Consider the following 17,875-nt stretch of genomic DNA (forward strand, 5'->3'; position numbering starts at 1 on the left):
GTACAGCAGGAGGTCAATGAGTGTGCCGCGATCTAACGTCTTCGCTCGTCACCCCGGTCGCCCCGTTCGTCACGAACCCACCGATACTGCAACTCCGGGCGCCCCACGGTCCCGTACTGCGGATTGCGGGCCGCGCGTCCCGCGTCCACCAGATGCTCCAGATACCGCCGGGCCGTGATCCTGGAGATTCCCACCGCCTCCGCCAGCGCCGCGGCCGTCAGCCCCGCTCCGCAGTCCCGCAGCGCCACCGTCACCCGCTCCAGCGTCGGCGAGCTCAGTCCCTTGGGCAGCGCCGCGGGCGACGGCGCCCGCAGCGAGGCCAGCGCCCGGTCCACCTCGTCCTGCCCGCTCGCCTCACCCACCGCCGCATGGAACTCCGCGTACCGCACCAGCCGGTCCCGCAGCGTCGCGAAGGTGAACGGCTTCAGCACGTACTGCACCACCCCCAGCGACACCCCCTCCCGCACCACGGTCAGATCCCGCGCCGACGTCACCGCGATCACGTCCGCGTGATGCCCGGCCGCCCTCAGCGACCGCGCGAACTGCAACCCGTGCACATCCGGCAGATGCAGATCCAGCAACAGCAGATCCACCGGCGTACGGTCCAGCAGACGCCGCGCCTCCGCCCCCGTGTGCGCCTTGCCCACGGCCACGAACCCCGGCACCCGGCCGACGTACATGACATGCGCGTCCGCGGCCACCGGATCGTCCTCCACGACCAGGACGCGGATGGGCTGGACGGGCTGCTCGGTCGTCATACGTCACCTCTCACCGTGGTGCGCGTGATCGCGCCGGCCGGGGCGGCGGCACTCAGGGGCAGCCGGGCCTCGAAGACCGCGCCGCCCTCCTGGCCCTCCGCCACCGTCAGCGTGCCCTCCTGCCGGGCCACCGCCTGTCGTACCAGGGCGAGGCCCAGACCGCGCCCGCCGGGGCCGGCCGGCTTCGTCGAGAACCCCCGTTGGAACACCAGCTCCGCATGGGCGGGATCCACCCCCGCGCCGCTGTCCGCGACCCGCATCACCAGCTCGGAGTCCTCCGCGTACGCCGTCACCGTCACCCGGGCGCCGACGCTGCCCTGGGCCGCGTCCACCGCGTTGTCGATCAGGTTGCCGAGGATCGTGACCAGGTCGCGGGCCGGCAGGGTCGGCGGGAGCAGGCCGTCGTCGAGGCGGCTGTCCTCCGACACCACCAGCTCCACGCCCCGCTCGTTGGCCTGCGCCGTCTTGCCGAGCAGCAGCGCCGCCAGCACCGGTTCGCTCACCGCCGCCACCACCTGGTCGGTCAGCGCCTGGGCGAGCTCCAGCTCGGCCGTCGCGAAGTCCACGGCCTCCTCGGCCCGGCCGAGCTCGATCAGGGACACCACCGTGTGCAGCCGGTTCGCCGCCTCGTGCGCCTGCGAGCGCAGGGCCTGGGTGAAGCCCCGCTCGGAGTCCAACTCGCCCATCAGCGACTGGAGTTCGGTGACGTCGCGCAGAGTCACCACCGTCCCGCGCCGCTCCCCGCCGGACACCGGCGAGGTGTTCACCACCAGCACCCGGTCCGCCGTCAGAAGCACCTCGTCCACCCGCGGCTCCGAGGCCAGCAGGGCACCCGTCAGCGGGGCGGGCAGACCGAGCTCCGCGACCGACCTGCCCACCACGTCCTCCTGGGACGGCACACCCAGCAGCTCCTGCGCCCCGTCGTTGACCAGTGCCACCCGGTACTGTCCGTCCAGCATGAGCAGCCCCTCGCGCACGGCGTGCAGTGCGGCCTCGTGGTAGTCGTGCATATGGCTGAGCTCGGCCGCGTTCATGCCGTGGGTGTGACGGCGCAGGCGGGCGTTGACCACGTACGTGCCGACCGCGCCCAGCGCGAGGGCGCCGGCCGCCACCCCGAGCAGGGCCGACACCTGGCCCTGCGCCTGCTTGCTGATCGCCTGCACCTTGATGCCGGCGCTGACGAGGCCGACGATCCGCGTGCCGTCGTAGACGGGAGTGACCGCCCGGACCGACGCCCCGAGCGTGCCGGTGTAGGTCTCGGTGAAGGACTTGCCGTGCAGCGCCGGCCCGATGGTGCCGACGAAGTGCTTGCCGATCTCGTCCTTGTTCGGGTGGGTCCAGCGGATGCCCTTCGGGTTCATGATCGTCACGAAGTCGACGTCCGCGTCGCGCATCACCTTCAGCGCGTACGGCTGGAGCTGCGCGGTGGGGTCCGGGGTCTTGATCGCCGCCACCACGGACGGGGCGTCCGCGATCGAGCGGGACACCGCCATGGCCTGGCGGGCGGCCGCGTCCTCGGCCTGTGCCCGGTCGCTGAAGTAGCTGAACAGTGCATATCCGGCCACGAGCACCGCTATCAGCACCGCCTGCATGGCGAAGAGCTGGCCTGCCAGGCTGCGGGGTCTCGGGACGGGGATGCGCATGTCGTCAGTGTGCCTCTCACGCTGAGTGTGAACTAAATGAACGGAAGGGTGACCGCCCTCACAGAGCGGGAGATAGTCACGGCATTCCCCTATATCCCCGGACGTGAGCCGCACGCCGGTTGATGCCGATGACGTCGTCAAGGAGGGCAGCCGTGGCCAGCACCCCCGCTACCGCACCTGCCGCACCCGCCAAGCGGGACCGCACCCACTACCTCTACATCGCGGTGATCATCGCGGTGGTTCTCGGCATCGGCGTCGGGTTCGCCGCGCCAGATTTCGCCAAAGAGCTCAAGCCGATCGGCGCGGGCTTCGTGAACCTGATCAAGATGATGATCTCGCCGATCATCTTCTGCACGATCGTGCTCGGCGTCGGTTCCGTGCGCAAGGCCGCCAAGGTCGGCAAGGTCGGCGGGCTCGCCCTCGGCTACTTCATCGCCATGTCCTTCGTGGCGCTGGCCATCGGCCTGGTCGTCGGCAACATCATCCACCCGGGCAGCGGGATGCACCTGACCGAGGCCGTGAAGGGCGTCGGGCACGAGCAGGCGAAGGCCGCCGCCGAGGGGCCCGTCGACTTCCTGCTCGGGATCATTCCGACCACGTTCGTCTCGGCCTTCACCGAGGGCGTCGTCCTCCAGACCCTCCTCGTGGCGCTGCTCGTCGGGTTCGCCCTGCAGGCCATGGGGCGCTCCGGTGAGCCGATCCTGCGCGGGGTCGAGCACATCCAGAAGCTGGTCTTCCGCATCCTCGGCATGATCATGTGGGCCGCGCCCGTCGGTGCCTTCGGTGCGATGGCCGCCGTGGTCGGCGAGACCGGAGTGGACGCGCTCAAGGCGCTGGGCACGATCATGGCCGGTTTCTACATCACCTGTCTGCTGTTCGTCGTCATCGTGCTCGGCACGCTGACGAAGCTCGTGGCGAAGGTGAACCTCTTCCAGCTGCTGAGGTACCTCGGCCGGGAGTTCCTGCTGATCATCTCCACCTCGTCGTCCGAGTCCGCGCTGCCGCGGCTCATCGCGAAGATGGAGCACCTGGGTGTCGGCCGTCCGGTCGTCGGTATCACCGTGCCGACCGGCTACTCCTTCAACCTCGACGGCACGATGATCTACCTGACCATGGCCTCGCTGTTCATCGCGGACGCCATGGACCAGCCGATGAGCATCGGCCAGCAGATCGGTCTGCTGCTGTTCATGATGGTCGCCTCGAAGGGCGCGGCCGGTGTCTCCGGTTCCGGTATCGCGGTCCTCGCCAGCGGTCTGCAGTCGCACAAGCCCGCCCTCGTCGACGGCGTCGGCCTGATCATCGGCATCGACCGCTTCATGAGCGAGGCCCGCGCCGTCACCAACTTCGCCGGCAACGCCGTCGCGACCCTGCTCATCGGTACCTGGACCGGCGAGGTCGACAAGGAGCGCGTGGACCGCGTCCTGGCCGGCGAGCTGCCCTTCGACGAGAAGACGCTGCTGGACGACGCCGAGCCGGACGTCCCGGTGGAGGTGCCCGAGCAGGGCGGCGAGAAGGAACTCGCCAAGGCCTGAGCCCTTCAGTCCCCCGGGCGGCCGAAACTCCCCCCGTCGATCGGTCGCCCGGTCGAGAACGCCGAGCGGCCGGGTCCCTCCCCCGTGGACCCGGCCGCTCGGCGCGTTGATCCTCACCAACCTCTTACCTGCGTCCACTAGCGTGCCGCGCCGATCGTCAGGCGCGGCAAGCTGTTTGGAGGCACGGGGGATGAAGATCGACTGGGACCGGCGCACATGTGCCCGAAAGGGGCATGTCACCTATGCCCCGGACGACTCCCGGCTGCGGGTACGGCTGCACGCCGAGACCGCTCTCGGGGACGTCTGGCGCTGTCTGCGCTGCGGCGACTTCGCGCTGGGCGAGCCGCACGGGTCGGGACCGGCGAGCGAGGCGCCCCTCGTGCCGCGCGGGAAGGTGCTGCGCGACCTGTTCATCCTGCGCTTCCTGGCGATCGAGCGGGCCGTGCGCGGCGTGTTCATCGTGCTGGTCGCGGCGGCGGTGTGGAAGTTCAGCAACAGCCAGGACTCGGTACGCAGCCTCTTCGACGAGTACCTGAACGTCTTCCGGCCCGTCTTCAAGCACTTCCACTACGACCTCGACCACTCACCGATCGTCGGCAGCATCCAGAAGACCTTCGGCTACAAGCACTCCACGCTGCTGCTGGTGGCCGCACTGCTCGTCGCCTACGCCCTGATCGAGCTCGTCGAGGCGGTGGGCCTGTGGTACGCCAAACGCTGGGCCGAGTACCTCACGGTGGTCGCCACCGCCGCCTTCCTCCCGCTGGAGATCTACGAACTCACCGAGCACATCAGCTGGCTGAAGATCGGCACCCTGGTCCTCAACATCCTCGCCGTGCTCTACATCGCCCTCGCCAAGCGGCTGTTCGGGCTCAGGGGCGGCCGCCGGGCCTTCGACGAGGAACGGCAGAGCGCGTCCCTGCTGGAGGTCGAGGAGTCGGCCGGCATGCCCGCCGCCCAGCGCGCCTAGGTCAGTCGGCGGCCCAAGGGCGGGTGCGTTTGGGGGCACTTGCCCCAAATCCTTTGACCTGCGGGACCGTTGGGCATCAGGCTGGGAGGCCTCGGGGGTGCACGGCCCAACGCACGGAGGTGTACATGGGGCAGCCCGACGAGGTGGAGATCCTCAGCACGGACGAGTACAAGAGGCGGTACGGCGCGGAGCGCGAGCCCTCGCCCCTGTCGCTTGAGCGGGTCAACGAACTGTTCCACGAGTTCCTTATGGCGGTCGCGCGCCCGAAGCGCAGTGACGCCGACGGCAGCCGCGACCTCGCCAAGCGGCTGCGCGAACACCTGGGTTCGGCGCCGACCGACCGCCCGGTGGTCAAGTCCGCGTACGCGCCGTTCGACCTGCCCAACGTCCATCTCGCGCTGGAGCGCTGGTTCGCCGCGGACGGCCGGTCCTACGAACTGGTCGGCATGCGCGGCGCCCAGCACCACGGCGATCTCACCCTCGGCGACATCATCGAGGCCGCCGACCGCTACGACCGCTTCGTGATCGGCGCCGTCGACTACGCCCATCTGCCGGTCTCGCCCGACCGGGAACTGGCCTGCGTCTCCTGCGGGTTCTATCTCGGAGCGGAGGGCGACGAGCGTTTCGCCGTACTCCTGCGCGGCCCGCAGGACGCGTACGGACGCAACAAGGTCGAGCTCGAAGTCCTCGCCCGCGACAAGGAGTTCGCGGACCGGCTGCTCGCCGGGATCGACGCCCTCGTGCGCGAGCACAACGTCTTCCGCGGTCAGGTGCTCTCCTTCGAGGGCTCGCAGTTCGGCCACGGCCTCGGCCCGTTCCGCTTCCACCGCCGCCCCGGCCTGACCCGTGACGACATCGTGCTGCCGGCCGGGCTCCTGGAGCGGGTGGAGCGGCAGGTCGTGGGGGTGGCGCGCCGCCGCGAGCAGCTGCGCGCCGCGGGCCAGCACCTGCGCCGGGGACTCCTCCTCTACGGTCCTCCCGGCACCGGCAAGACCCACACGATCCGCTATCTCCTCTCCCACCTTCCGCAGTTCACGGTCGTCGTCCTGTCCGGCGAGAGCATCGACGCCATCGGCCCGGCGTGCGCCCTGGCCCGTATGCTCCAGCCCGCACTCGTCGTCCTGGAGGACTGCGACCTGATCGCCGAGGCCCGCGACTACGGCAACGGCGAACAGCCCCTGCTCTTCCAGGTCCTGAACGAGATGGACGGCCTCGGCGACGACGCCGACGTCGCCTTCCTGCTCACCACCAACCGCGCCGACCTGCTGGAACCGGCCCTGATCCAGCGCCCGGGCCGCGTGGACCTCGCCGTGGAGATCCCGCTGCCGGACGCGGAGGGCCGCGCCGCGCTGCTCGCCCTGTACGGCGCGGGCCTCGGCCTCGGCCAGGACGTCGCCGACGAGGTCGTGGCCCGGACCGAGGGCACGACGGCCTCGTTCACCAAGGAGCTGGTCCGCCGGTCCGTCCTGATCGCGGCGGAACGCGAGTCCCCCCGCACCGAACCGTCCGACATCCGCGAGGCCCTCGACGAGCTCATGTCCGACCGCGACCGGCTGACCCGCCGGCTGCTGGGGGTGCGGAACGCGAGCGAGGACGAGGAGGACGAGGAGGAAGGCGACGAGGACTACGACGGCAGGGGGCATGGTGGGCCGCCCTCGGGGGAGTGGCTGCTGGGCCCGCGTCCCGGCCGTGCGCCCCGCTGACCTTCACGCCGACCCTGACACCGAGACCTGACGCCGACCCCCCGGACGTCTGTCGTCGAGCGCTGTTGCCTTGACGTCGGCGTCAGGGATTACGTTCGTAGGCATGCGAATCGGCGAGCTGGCCGCACGGGCCGGTACCACGACGCGGACGCTGCGCTACTACGAGTCGCGCGGGCTGCTGCCCGCACGGCGGGGCGACAACGGCTACCGGACCTATGACGAGAGCGACCTGAAGCTGCTCCTGCAGGTCAGGACGCTCCAGGACTTCGGGTTCGACCTGGAGGAGACGCGGCCGTTCGTGGAGTGTCTGCGTGCCGGGCACCCGGAAGGCGACTCCTGCCCCGCGTCGCTGGCGGTCTACCGGCGCAAGCTGGACGAACTCGACGCACTGATCGAGGAGTTGCAGGCGGTGCGGGCGAAGATCGGCGTGCGGCTGGCCACGGCCGGAGGAGATTCACCGTTGTGCGAACTGGGAGGACGGGAACTGTGATCGGAGCAGTGGGTGTGGCCGCGGTGACGGACGCGGACTTCGAGACGGAGGTGATGCACAGTGATCTGCCGGTCCTCGTGGAGTTCACCGCCGACTGGTGTCCGCCGTGCCGGCAGATGGGACCGGTGCTCAGCGCCCTCGCCGCGGAGGAGGGGGAGCGGCTGAAGGTGGTCCAGCTCGATGTGGACACGAACCCGGAGACCACCAACGCGTACCGGGTCCTGTCGATGCCGACCTTCATGGTCTTCCGCGGTGGCCGGCCGGTGAAGTCGATGGTGGGCGCCAGGCCCAAGCGGCGGCTCCTTGAGGAGCTGGCGGACGTCCTGTGACCTGACGCAATACAAAGAAATCCCCCGAGCAATTGCGCTCGGGGGATTTCTTTGCGTATATTCAATGGTTCGCGACTTCAGGGCAATTGAGTCACGAAGAAGTCCAGTGAGCACATTCTATATGCGCGGGAGTGGAATTGTCAAACAGCGATGAAATTCGTGGTGAGCAGGAATTCATCGACGGGCTGTACGCGCGCGTGGACGCCCTGCGCGGGGACACCGAGGCCGGCGTCACGGACGCGCTGGCCCAGGGCAACACGCCCATGCAGGCCCGGCTGGAGCGGGACATCCTGGTCGCCGAGCGCTCGGGACTGCTCGCGGCACTGAACGCCGTGGACGGCTCGCTCTGCTTCGGCCGTATCGACCTCACCTCGGGCACGAGCCACCACATCGGCCGTATCGGGCTGCGCACCGACGACGAAGAGCGCACGCCGATCCTGATCGACTGGCGTGCCGACGTCGCCCGCCCCTTCTACCTGGCCACCGGGCACACCCCGATGGGGCTGCGCCGGCGTCGGCACCTCACCACCAGCGACCGTACGGTCACCGCCCTGCACGACGAGATCCTCGACCTGGGGGACCAGGAGAGGACCGGTCACGAGGACCCGACCGGCGACGCCGTGCTGCTGGCCGCGCTCAACTCCGCGCGCACCGGCCGCATGAGCGACATCGTGCAGACCATCCAGGCCGAGCAGGACGAGATCATCCGGGCACCGCACCGCGGGGTGCTCGTGGTCGAGGGCGGCCCCGGCACGGGCAAGACGGCCGTGGCACTGCACCGGGCCGCGTATCTGCTGTACGAGCACCGGGAACTGCTCGCCAAGCGGGCCGTTCTCATCGTCGGCCCCAACCCCGCGTTCCTCGGCTACATCGCGGAGGTGCTGCCCTCGCTCGGCGAGACGGGCGTGCTGCTCGCGACCGTCGGAGAGCTGTTCCCCGGCGTGAAGGCGAGGGCGACCGACACCCGTGCGGCGGCCGCGGTGAAGGGCCGTGCCGACATGGCGGCCGCGCTCGCCGAGGCCGTACGCGACTGGCAGGCGCTGCCCGACCCGGTGATCGCGATCGAGCACGACCGCGAGATCCTGATGCTCGACGACGGCCTGGTGAAGATGGCCCGCGAGCGCACCCGTGCCGCGGACCTGCCGCACAACGTGGCCCGCGAACACTTCGAGGGCCACATCCTCAACACGCTCACCGACATGGTCGCCGAACGCATCGGCACGGACCCCTTCGACGGTACGAACCTGCTGGACCCCAGCGACATCACGCAGATCCGCGACGAGCTCGCCGAGAACCCCGAGGTGTGGGCGGCCATCGACCAGCTCTGGCCGCGGCTGACCCCGCAGCGGCTGGTCGCGGACTTCCTCGCCGATCCCGTCGGCTATCTCCCCGACGAGGACGCGGCCGCCATCCGCCGCCCGGTGACACGGGCCTGGACGGTGGCGGACGTACCGCTGCTGGACGAGGCCGCCGAACTGCTCGGTGTGGACGACCGGGTGCGGCGGGCGCGGGTGGAGCGCGAGCGGGAGACGCAGGTCGCCTACGCGCAGGGCGTGCTCGACGTGTCGTACGCCTCGCGCACCTACGAGTTCGAGGACATCGACCAGGAGGACTCGGAGGTGCTGTCCGCGCACGACATCATCGACGCCGAGCGGTTCGCCGAGCGCCAGGAGGAGGACGACCACCGCAGCGCCGCCGAGCGGGCGGCGGCCGACCGGACCTGGGCGTTCGGGCACATCATCGTCGACGAGGCGCAGGAGCTGTCGCCGATGGCGTGGCGGCTGCTCATGCGGCGCAGCCCGACCCGCTCGATGACCCTGGTCGGCGATCCCGCGCAGACCGCGGAGGCGGCGGGTGTCGGCTCCTGGGCGGGGATCCTGCAGCCGTACGTCGAGGACCGCTGGGAGCACACGCGGCTCGGCGTCAACTACCGCACCCCAGCCGAGATCATGGAGGTCGCGGCGGCGGTGGTGCGGGCCGAGCAGCCGGACTTCGAGCCGCCGAGTTCGGTGCGGTCCACCGGCGTCCGGCCGTGGGCGCGTGCGACCGACGATCTGGCCGGTGCGGTGGCCAAGGCGGTGGAGGAGCTGACGCCTGCGGAGGGGCGGCTCGCGGTCATCGCGCCGCGGCATCTGCATCGGCGGCTGGCGGCGCGGCTGGACGGGGTGACGGTGGGGGCGGAGCCGGATCTGACCCGTGCGGTCGTTCTTCTTGATCCGCGTCAGTCGAAGGGGCTGGAGTTCGACTCGGTGCTGGTCGTGGAGCCGGGGCTGTACGGGACGAGTGATCTGTACGTGGCGCTGACCCGGGCCACGCAGCGGTTGGGGGTGTTGCACAGTCGGGCGTTGCCTGTGGCGCTGGCTGCTGCGTTTGCGTGAACGGGAGGGTTTCGCCCCCGCCGCTCAAACGCCGGAGGGGCTGGAAACCAGCCCCTCCGGCGTTTGAGGAGGCTAGGCCGGGCGTAGCCAGAGCGTCGCGAGCGGGGGCAGGGACAACCTGATGCTGGCCGGGCGGCCGTGCCAGCCCTGGGGTTCGGGCTTGATGACGTCAGGGTTGGTGACGTCGCTGCCGCCGTACTTGGCGAGGTCGGTGTTGAGGGTCTCGTGCCAGGCCGGGACGTCGTCGGGGACGCCGAGGCGGTAGTCCGGGCGGACGACGGGGGAGAGGTTGGAGACCGCCAGCAGCGGGGTGCCGTCGGTGGCGTGGCGCAGGAACGCGAAGACGTTGTCGTCGGCCGCGTCGCCGACGATCCACTGGAAGCCGGCCGGGTCGATGTCCCGCTGCCACAGCGCCGGCGTGTGGCGGTAGACGACGTTGAGGTCGCGGACCAGGTCGCGCACCCCGCGGTGGTCGGCCTCGGCGCCGTAGGCCGGGTCGAGGAGCCACCAGTCCGGGCCATGAGCCTCCGACCACTCCGCGCCCTGCGCGAACTCCTGCCCCATGAAGAGGAGTTGCTTGCCGGGGTGGGCCCACATGAAGGCCAGGTAGGCGCGCAGGTTGGCGCGCTGCTGCCACCAGTCGCCCGGCATCTTCGAGACCAGGGAGCGCTTGCCGTGCACCACCTCGTCGTGGGAGATGGGCAGGACGTAGTTCTCGCTGTAGGCGTACACCATCGAGAACGTCATCTCGTTGTGGTGGTACTTGCGGTGCACCGGCTCATGGCTCATGTAGTCGAGGGAGTCGTGCATCCAGCCCATGTTCCATTTCAGGCCGAAGCCGAGGCCCCCGAAGCCGCCCGGGCCCCGGTGGTGCGTGGCCCGGGTGACACCGTCCCAGGCCGTCGACTCCTCCGCGATCGTCACGACACCCGGCACCTGCCGGTACACCGTCGCGTTCATCTCCTGCAGGAACGCCACCGCGTCCAGGTTCTCCCGGCCGCCGTGCTCGTTCGGCACCCACTGGCCGGGCTCGCGCGAGTAGTCGAGATAGAGCATGGAGGCGACCGCGTCGACCCGCAGGCCGTCGATGTGGAACTCCCTGCACCAGTACACGGCGTTCGCGACAAGGAAGTTGCGCACCTCGCGGCGGCCGTAGTCGAACTCCAGCGTGCCCCAGTCGGGGTGAGCGGAGCGCAACGGGTCCTCGTGCTCGTACAGGGGGCGGCCGTCGAACTCCGCCAGCGCCCAGTCGTCGCGCGGGAAGTGCGCCGGCACCCAGTCCATCAGGACGCCGATGCCTGCCTGGTGCAGCGCGTCGACCAGGTACTTGAAGTCGTCGGGGCTCCCGAGTCGGGCCGTGGGGGCGTAGAAGCCGGTGACCTGGTAGCCCCAGGAGCCGCCGAAGGGGTGTTCCGCGATGGGCATCAGCTCGACGTGCGTGAAGCCCAGGTCCTTGACGTACGCGGGCAGCTGGTCAGCGAGTTGACGGTACGTCAGACCCGGGCGCCAGGACGGCAGATGGACCTCGTAGACGGAGAACGGCGCCTCGTGCGCGGGCAGGTCGGCACGCCGCTCCAGCCACTGCTCGTCGTGCCACTCGTGGTGGGAGGCGGTGATCACGGACGACGTGTTGGGCGGGGTCTCCGTGCGCCGGGCCAGCGGGTCGGCGCGCAGGGTCTTCGAACCGTCGGGCCGGGTGATCTCGAACTTGTACAGCTCGCCCTCGCCGATCCCGGGCAGGAACAGCTCCCAGACACCGGAGGAGCCGAGCGAGCGCATGGGATGACCGGAGCCGTCCCAGAAGTTGAAGGTGCCGGCCACGTGCACGCCGCGCGCGTTCGGCGCCCACACGGAGAAGCGGGTGCCGGCCATGCCCTGGTGCGTCATCGGGTGCGCGCCGAGCACCGTCCACAGTTCCTCGTGCCGGCCCTCGCCGATCAGGTGCAGATCGAGGTCGCCCAGCGTGGGCAGGAAGCCGTACGCGTCCTCGGTGTCCTGGACCGTCCCCTCGTACGCCACCAGGATCCGGTAACCGGGGACCTCGGACAGGGGCAGCAGGCCGGAGAAGAACCCGTCCCCGTCGTCGTGCAGCTCCGCCCGCAGGTCCCCGGCGACGACGCTCACGGACAGCGCGTACGGCCTGAAGACCCGGAAGGCGACCCCGCCGGGCACCTGGTGGGCGCCCAGCACCGTGTGCGGATCGTGGTGCGTACCGGTGAGCAGCCGCTCACGGTCACCGGCGCCGACGGCGGGGGAGACCGGCGAGTCGCCGACGGTCCCGACGGGCGCCGTGCGGGACGCGAGCCGCTCCGGTACGGGTACGGGTGCCTTCGTCGTGGCCTTGGTGACGGGTTTCCTGGCAGCTGACTTCGCGGGTGGCTTCGCCGGTGCCTTCTTCGCGATGGTCGTCTTCCTCGCGGCGGCCTTGGTCGCCACCGCTTTCTTGGCGACGGCCTTCTCGGCAGCGGTCTTCCCAGCGGTGGTCTTCTCGGCGGTCGGCTTCTTCACCGCGGTCTTCTTCACCGCCGTCGTCTTCGTGGTCGCCTTCTTGACCGCGGGCTTCTCGGCCGGCGCCTTCTTCGCCGCCTTCGCGGGCGCGACCGTCTTCTCCGCGGCCTTCTTCACCGCCTTCTTCACACTCTTCGCGGCTTTGGCGGCCTTCTCCTCGGCCTTCTTCTTCGGATCCGAACCGCTGGGCGTGGGGCGGGGGGTCACGGGCGGCGCCTCCTCTGCAAAGGTCAGGTCACGTCAGGTCAGGTCAGGTCGGACACGGCGTAACGCTCTATCGCCGCCATCGGGACGGGCAGCCAGTCGGGGCGGTGGCGGGCCTCGTAGACGACCTCGTAGATCGCCTTGTCGGTCTCGTAGGCGCGCATCAGTACCGGGTCGGTGCGCGGATCGCGGCCGCTGACCTCCGCGTACCCGGAACAGTAGGCGGCCCGGCACGCATCGGCCCAGCCCCCTGCGTGCGATCCCGCCGAGTGGGCCGCGTAGTCGAAGGACCTGAGCATCCCCGCGATGTCCCGCACCGGCGGCTGCGGCATCCGTCGCTCGGCGAGTGGCCTGGACGGCTCGCCCTCGAAGTCGATCAGCCACCACTGCCCGGCCGGCGAGCGCAGACACTGCCCGAGGTGCAGGTCGCCGTGGATGCGCTGCGCGGTCCAGGTACGGCCCTCCGCGGCCAGGTCGGCCAGTGCCGTGAACGCGGAGTGCAGCGCGGGCGCGTGCGGACGCAGCGCGGGTACCGCCTGAGCGGCCACGTCGAGGCGTTCGATCATGCCGTCGGCCAGCATCTGCACCTGGGTGTGGCCCATCGTCATGGTCGGCAGCGCGCGGGCGAGCGCGGTGTGCACCTCGGCCGTGGCGCGCCCCAGGGCCTGCGCCTCGGCGCCGAAGTCCTCGCCCTTGGCCAGCTCGCGCAGCGCCAGCTCCCAGCCGTCCGAGGCGCCCTGCAGGAACGGCTGGAGCACGCCGAGCACACACGACTCCCCGGCAGGCTCCGCGGTGAGCCACGCGGTCGGAGCGGGCACCCGGGCACAGCCCTCGCGGGCCAGCGCCAGCGGCAGTTCCAGGTCGGGGTTGACGCCGGGCACGATCCGGCGCAGCAGCTTCAGGATGAACGTATCTCCGTAGACGACCGACGAGTTCGACTGCTCGGCGGTCACCATCCGGGGGACCAGTCCGGCGCGGATCTCCTGGCCGGGCTCCCGCTCGAAGCGCAGCCCGCCGATGCGGGCCTGGGAGCGCAGCGCCTCCAGGAGCATCTCGGCGGGCCGGGGGTCGTACAGGGCGTCGTACACTGTGCGGCCGGCGAGCGGGCCCTCTTCCACGTGTCCGATCAGCGCGGGCGCGAGCCGGGGCGGCAGCGCCTCGCGCGCGCCTATCAGCAGCTGGTAGCAGTCGCCGGGGTGGGTCTCGGTGCCGAGCGCGAGCGGCTGATGGGCGCGCACCAGCAGATGGTAGAGGCCCAGCCGGGAGTCGGCCGGCAGCAGCTCGGTGGCCGCGACCAGCGAGAACCCGGTGACCGGGCGTCCCTTGCCCGCGAACCAGCGCTGTCGTGGCAGCCACTCGCGCAGCAGTGGATCCAGGGACGCGAGCAGGCCAGGACTTGTCGTACCGGAAAGTGTGACAGTTTCCGCCATGGTGTCACATTCCTTTCCCCGGGTGGGCGGGGTGTTACTGATGCGTGCCCCGGGTGGGGCAGGGGAAACCGCCCCACCCCGGGTTCTGCGAGGTCCTACGCGGGGTCCTTGCGCAGCCGGAACCAGTAGAAGCCGTGGCCCGCCAGGGTCAGCAGGTACGGCAGCTCACCGACGGCAGGGAAACGCACCCCGCCGAACAGCTCGACCGGATGCCGTCCGTTGAACGCGCTCAGGTCCAGCTCCGTCGGCTGCGCGAACCGCGAGAAGTTGTGCACGCACAGCACGAGATCGTCCTCGTACTCGCGCAGGAACGCGATCACCGCCGGATTCGACGACGGGAGTTCCGTGTACGACCCGAGGCCGAAGGCCGGGTTCTGCTTGCGGATCTCGATCATCCGGCGGGTCCAGTGCAGCAGCGACGAGGGCGACGACATCGACGCCTCGACGTTGGTGACCTGGTAGCCGTAGACGGGGTCCATGATGGTCGGCAGGAACAGCCGCCCGGGGTCACAGGACGAAAAACCTGCGTTGCGATCCGGTGTCCACTGCATCGGAGTGCGTACGGCGTCGCGGTCGCCGAGCCAGATGTTGTCGCCCATGCCGATCTCGTCGCCGTAGTAGAGGATCGGCGAGCCGGGCAGGGACAGCAGCAGGGCGGTGAACAGCTCGATCTGGTTGCGGTCGTTGTCGAGCAGGGTCGCGAGCCGCCGCCTGATCCCGATGTTGGCGCGCATACGCGGGTCCTTCGCGTATTCGGCCCACATGTAGTCGCGTTCCTCGTCGGTGACCATTTCGAGGGTCAGCTCGTCGTGGTTGCGCAGGAAGATGCCCCACTGGCAGCCCGAGGGAATCGCCGGGGTCTTGGCGAGGATTTCCGAGACGGGATAGCGGGATTCCCGCCGTACGGCCATGAAGATGCGCGGCATGACCGGGAAATGGAACGCCATATGGCATTCGTCCCCGCCGCTCTCGTAGTCGCCGAAGTAGTCGACGACGTCCTCCGGCCACTGGTTCGCCTCCGCCAGCACCACCGTGTCCGGATAGGAGGCGTCGATCTCCTTCCGCACCCGCTTCAGGAACTCGTGGGTGGCGGGCAGGTTCTCGCAGTTCGTGCCCTCCTCCTGGTAGAGGTACGGCACGGCGTCCAGGCGGAAGCCGTCGATGCCGAGGTCCAGCCAGAAGCGCAGGGCGGAGATCATCTCGTCCTGGACGGCCGGGTTCTCGTAGTTGAGGTCCGGCTGGTGGGAGAAGAAGCGGTGCCAGTAGTACTGCTTGCGGACCGGGTCGAAGGTCCAGTTGGAGGCCTCGGTGTCGACGAAGATGATCCGCGCGTCCGGGAACTGCTTGTCGTCGTCGGCCCACACGTAGTAGTCGCCGTAGGGCCCGTCGGGGTCCTTCCTCGACTCCTGGAACCACGGGTGCTGGTCGCTGGTGTGGTTCATGACGAAGTCGATGATGACGCGCATGCCGCGCTGGTGCGCGGCGTCGACGAACTCCACGAAGTCGGCCAGGTCGCCGAACTCCGGCAGGACGGCCGTGTAGTCCGAGACGTCGTAACCGCCGTCCCTGAGGGGCGACTTGAAGAACGGGGGCAGCCACAAGCAGTCGACGCCCAGCCACTGCAGGTAGTCGAGCTTGGCGGTGATGCCCTTGAGGTCGCCGACGCCGTCGCCGTTGCTGTCCTGGAAGGAGCGGACGAGGACCTCGTAGAAGACCGCACGCTTGAACCAATCCGGGTCCCGGTCCCTGGCGGGGGTGTCCTCGAAGGTGTCCGGTACGGGTTCGTTGACGATCATGTTGTGGGTGACCCTCCGATCTGCGGGGTGGACGGTCGCAGGACGGTGAACACGTGCGCGGGACGAGTGCCCGGTTCGAGGCGTACGTAATTCGCCCTGCCCCAGTGATAGGTCTCGCCGGTGAGCTCGTCGCGCACCGGCACCGACTCGTGCCATTCCAGGCCGAGTTGCGGCATGTCCAACGAGACCGTGGCCTCCTGGGTGTGGTGCGGGTCGAGGTTGGCGACCACCAGAACCGTGTTCGAGCCGCTCCGCTTCGAGTACGCGATCACCGCTTCCTGGTCCGCGTGGTGGAAGTGGAGGTTCCGCAGCTGCCGCAGGGCGGGGTTCGAGCGTCGGACGGTGTTGAGTTTGGTGATCAGGGGGGTGATGGTGCGGCCCTCGCGTTCGGCGGTCTCCCAGTCGCGGGGTTTGAGCTGGTACTTCTCCGAGTCGAGGTATTCCTCGCTGCCCTCGCGCAGGGGGGTGTTCTCGCACAGTTCGTAGCCGGAGTAGATGCCCCAGGTGGGGGAGAGGGTGGCGGCCAGCACGGCGCGCAGTTCGAAGGCGGGCCGGCCGCCGTGCTGGAGGAACTCGTGCAGGATGTCGGGGGTGTTGACGAAGAAGTTGGGCCGCATGTAGGCGGCCGTCTCGCCGGACAGCTCGGTGAGGTAGTCGGTCAGTTCCTGCTTGCCGGTGCGCCAGGTGTAGTAGGTGTAGGACTGCTGGAAGCCGGTCTGGGCCAGGGTGCGCATCATGGCGGGGCGGGTGAACGCCTCGGCCAGGAAGATCACGTCCGGGTCGGTGGCGTTGATCTGGGCGATCACCCGCTGCCAGAAGACGACCGGTTTGGTGTGCGGGTTGTCGACCCGGAAGATCCGCACGCCGAGGTCCATCCACAGCCGCAGGACCCGCAGGGTTTCGGTGATCAGCCCGTCCAGGTCGGCGTCGAAGGCGATCGGGTAGATGTCCTGGTACTTCTTGGGCGGGTTCTCGGCGTAGGCGATGGTGCCGTCGGGGCGGTGGTGGAACCACTCGGGGTGTTTGGCCACCCAGGGGTGGTCGGGGGAGCACTGCAGGGCGAAGTCGAGGGCGATCTCCAGGCCGTGGTCGGCGGCCTGGCGCACGAACCAGGCGAAGTCGTCGAGGGTGCCCAGCTGGGGGTGGACGGCGTCGTGGCCGCCCTCGGGGGAGCCGATGGCCCAGGGCACGCCGACGTCGTCGGGGCCGGCGGAGAGGGTGTTGTTGCGGCCCTTGCGGAAGGTGGTGCCGATGGGGTGGATCGGGGGCAGGTAGAGCACGTCGAAGCCCATGGCGGCGATGGCGGGCAGCCGGCGGGCGGCGGTGCGGAAGGTGCCGTGCGGGACGGCGGGGGTGCCCTCGGAGCGGGGGAAGAACTCGTACCAGGCGCCGTACAGGGCGCGCTCGCGTTCCACCAGCAGCGGCAGGGTCTGCGAGGCGGTGACGAACTCGCGCAGCGGATGCCGGGCCAGCACCGCGTCCACCTCCGGCGTCAACGCCGCCGCGAGACGCGAGGCGGCGGGCAGGCTCTCGTCCCGCAGGGAGCCGACGGCGGCGAGGAGCACCTCACGGCTGCCGCCGCCCTTGGGAACCCCGGAGGCCGCGCGCTCGTAGAGCTGCGCACCCTCCTCCAGCACCAGATCCGTGTCCATCCCCGCCGGGATCTTGATCTGCGCGTGGTGCCGCCAGGTGGTGACCGGGTCGCCCCAGGCCTCCACGGTGTACGTCCAGTGGCCGGGGGCGCCCGGGGTGACGGTGACGCCCCAGCGGTCGGTGCCCGGGGCCAGCTCCCGCATCGGGGTCCAGGGGCCGGGGCGGCCTTCCGGGTCCTTCAGCACGACGTTGGCGGCGACCGCGTCGTGCCCCTCCCGGAACACGGTGGCCGAGACCTCGAACGACTCGCCGGTCACGGCCTTGGCCGGCCGGCGCCCGTGCTGGACGACCGGGCCGATGTCGAGGACGGGTATGCGTCCGATGTCGGCCCCGTCGCCCGCGGAGGGTGGCTCCGGGGCCGGCGGTGCGGCGTCGGCGGGACGCACGGGACGTGCTTCGGGCCCCCGAGTCGGGGGTGCTGACGAGTGGTGCGTGGCGGGCATGACCGCTCCTGTCCGCGTCAACGTGGGTGGGCGGATGGCTG

General features: G+C 70.1%; 12 protein-coding genes. 6 read left to right on the plus strand and 6 right to left on the minus strand.

Annotated features, from left to right (window positions below; genetic code table 11):
- Positions 1–32: 32 nt before the first annotated feature.
- Together OG870_RS31780 and OG870_RS31785 are read right to left on the minus strand one after the other, a co-directional pair.
- The gene (locus OG870_RS31780) at positions 33–758 is read right to left on the minus strand and encodes a response regulator (protein WP_266521734.1); all 726 of its coding nucleotides are present in this window, start codon (positions 756–758) and stop codon (positions 33–35) included.
- A complete protein-coding gene (locus OG870_RS31785) occupies positions 755–2,401 on the minus strand; it encodes a sensor histidine kinase (protein ID WP_266590030.1) in 1,647 nt (548 codons plus the stop codon). The genes OG870_RS31780 and OG870_RS31785 overlap by 4 nt, the downstream gene beginning before the upstream one ends.
- 128 nt (positions 2,402–2,529) lie before the next feature.
- Here OG870_RS31785 and OG870_RS31790 point away from each other — a divergent pair, with 128 nt between their 5' ends.
- From OG870_RS31790 to OG870_RS31815, 6 genes are all read left to right on the plus strand, one after another.
- A complete protein-coding gene (locus OG870_RS31790) occupies positions 2,530–3,933 on the plus strand; it encodes a cation:dicarboxylate symporter family transporter (RefSeq protein WP_266521738.1) in 1,404 nt (467 codons plus the stop codon).
- A 190-nt stretch (positions 3,934–4,123) separates the two neighbouring features.
- Entirely contained in the window at positions 4,124–4,900 is a 777-nt protein-coding gene (locus OG870_RS31795) for a DUF2127 domain-containing protein (protein WP_266521740.1), read from the plus strand.
- Positions 4,901–5,025: 125 nt separating this feature from the next.
- A complete protein-coding gene (locus tag OG870_RS31800) occupies positions 5,026–6,603 on the plus strand; it encodes an AAA family ATPase (protein WP_266843891.1) in 1,578 nt (525 codons plus the stop codon).
- Positions 6,604–6,706: 103 nt separating this feature from the next.
- Positions 6,707–7,093, plus strand: a complete 387-nt coding sequence (locus tag OG870_RS31805) for a MerR family transcriptional regulator (protein WP_266521745.1) — start codon at positions 6,707–6,709, stop codon at positions 7,091–7,093.
- On the plus strand, positions 7,090–7,422 hold the full coding sequence (locus OG870_RS31810) for a thioredoxin family protein (protein WP_323178458.1): 333 nt from the start codon (positions 7,090–7,092) through the stop codon (positions 7,420–7,422). The genes OG870_RS31805 and OG870_RS31810 overlap by 4 nt, the downstream gene beginning before the upstream one ends.
- A 155-nt stretch (positions 7,423–7,577) precedes the next feature.
- Positions 7,578–9,800 carry a HelD family protein gene (locus OG870_RS31815; protein ID WP_266844842.1) on the plus strand — a complete coding sequence of 741 codons (2,223 nt, stop codon included), beginning with the start codon at positions 7,578–7,580 and terminating at the stop codon, positions 9,798–9,800.
- Between the two features lie 72 nt (positions 9,801–9,872).
- Here the strand turns inward: OG870_RS31815 and glgB are convergent, their stop codons facing one another.
- The 4 genes from glgB to OG870_RS31835 form a co-directional block, all read right to left on the minus strand.
- Positions 9,873–12,515: a 1,4-alpha-glucan branching enzyme gene (gene glgB / locus OG870_RS31820; RefSeq protein ID WP_266843888.1), complete on the minus strand. Its 2,643-nt coding sequence runs from the start codon at positions 12,513–12,515 to the stop codon at positions 9,873–9,875.
- A gap of 38 nt (positions 12,516–12,553) precedes the next feature.
- Complete coding sequence (locus tag OG870_RS31825; protein WP_266590036.1) at positions 12,554–13,942, minus strand: maltokinase N-terminal cap-like domain-containing protein; 1,389 nt, start codon at positions 13,940–13,942, stop codon at positions 12,554–12,556.
- Positions 13,943–14,037: 95 nt separating this feature from the next.
- The gene (gene treS / locus OG870_RS31830; RefSeq protein WP_266521751.1) at positions 14,038–15,738 is read right to left on the minus strand and encodes a maltose alpha-D-glucosyltransferase; all 1,701 of its coding nucleotides are present in this window, start codon (positions 15,736–15,738) and stop codon (positions 14,038–14,040) included.
- A complete protein-coding gene (locus OG870_RS31835; protein WP_266843886.1) occupies positions 15,735–17,834 on the minus strand; it encodes an alpha-1,4-glucan--maltose-1-phosphate maltosyltransferase in 2,100 nt (699 codons plus the stop codon). The genes treS and OG870_RS31835 overlap by 4 nt, the downstream gene beginning before the upstream one ends.
- Between the last annotated feature and the right edge of the window lie 41 nt (positions 17,835–17,875).

The organism is Streptomyces sp. NBC_00461 (assembly GCF_036013935.1).
Lineage (GTDB): Bacteria > Actinomycetota > Actinomycetes > Streptomycetales > Streptomycetaceae > Streptomyces.

Bases quoted from the DNA above. Each gene is read 5' to 3' on its own strand.
- OG870_RS31780 (WP_266521734.1), bottom strand. From the start codon at position 758: ATGACGACCGAGCAGCCCGTCCAGCCCATCCGCGTCCTGGTCGTGGAG.
- OG870_RS31785 (WP_266590030.1), bottom strand. From the start codon at position 2,401: ATGCGCATCCCCGTCCCGAGACCCCGCAGCCTGGCAGGCCAGCTCTTC.
- OG870_RS31790 (WP_266521738.1), top strand. From the start codon at position 2,530: ATGACGTCGTCAAGGAGGGCAGCCGTGGCCAGCACCCCCGCTACCGCA.
- OG870_RS31795 (WP_266521740.1), top strand. From the start codon at position 4,124: ATGAAGATCGACTGGGACCGGCGCACATGTGCCCGAAAGGGGCATGTC.
- OG870_RS31800 (WP_266843891.1), top strand. From the start codon at position 5,026: ATGGGGCAGCCCGACGAGGTGGAGATCCTCAGCACGGACGAGTACAAG.
- OG870_RS31805 (WP_266521745.1), top strand. From the start codon at position 6,707: ATGCGAATCGGCGAGCTGGCCGCACGGGCCGGTACCACGACGCGGACG.
- OG870_RS31825 (WP_266590036.1), bottom strand. From the start codon at position 13,942: ATGGCGGAAACTGTCACACTTTCCGGTACGACAAGTCCTGGCCTGCTC.
- treS (WP_266521751.1), bottom strand. From the start codon at position 15,738: ATGATCGTCAACGAACCCGTACCGGACACCTTCGAGGACACCCCCGCC.
- OG870_RS31835 (WP_266843886.1), bottom strand. From the start codon at position 17,834: ATGCCCGCCACGCACCACTCGTCAGCACCCCCGACTCGGGGGCCCGAA.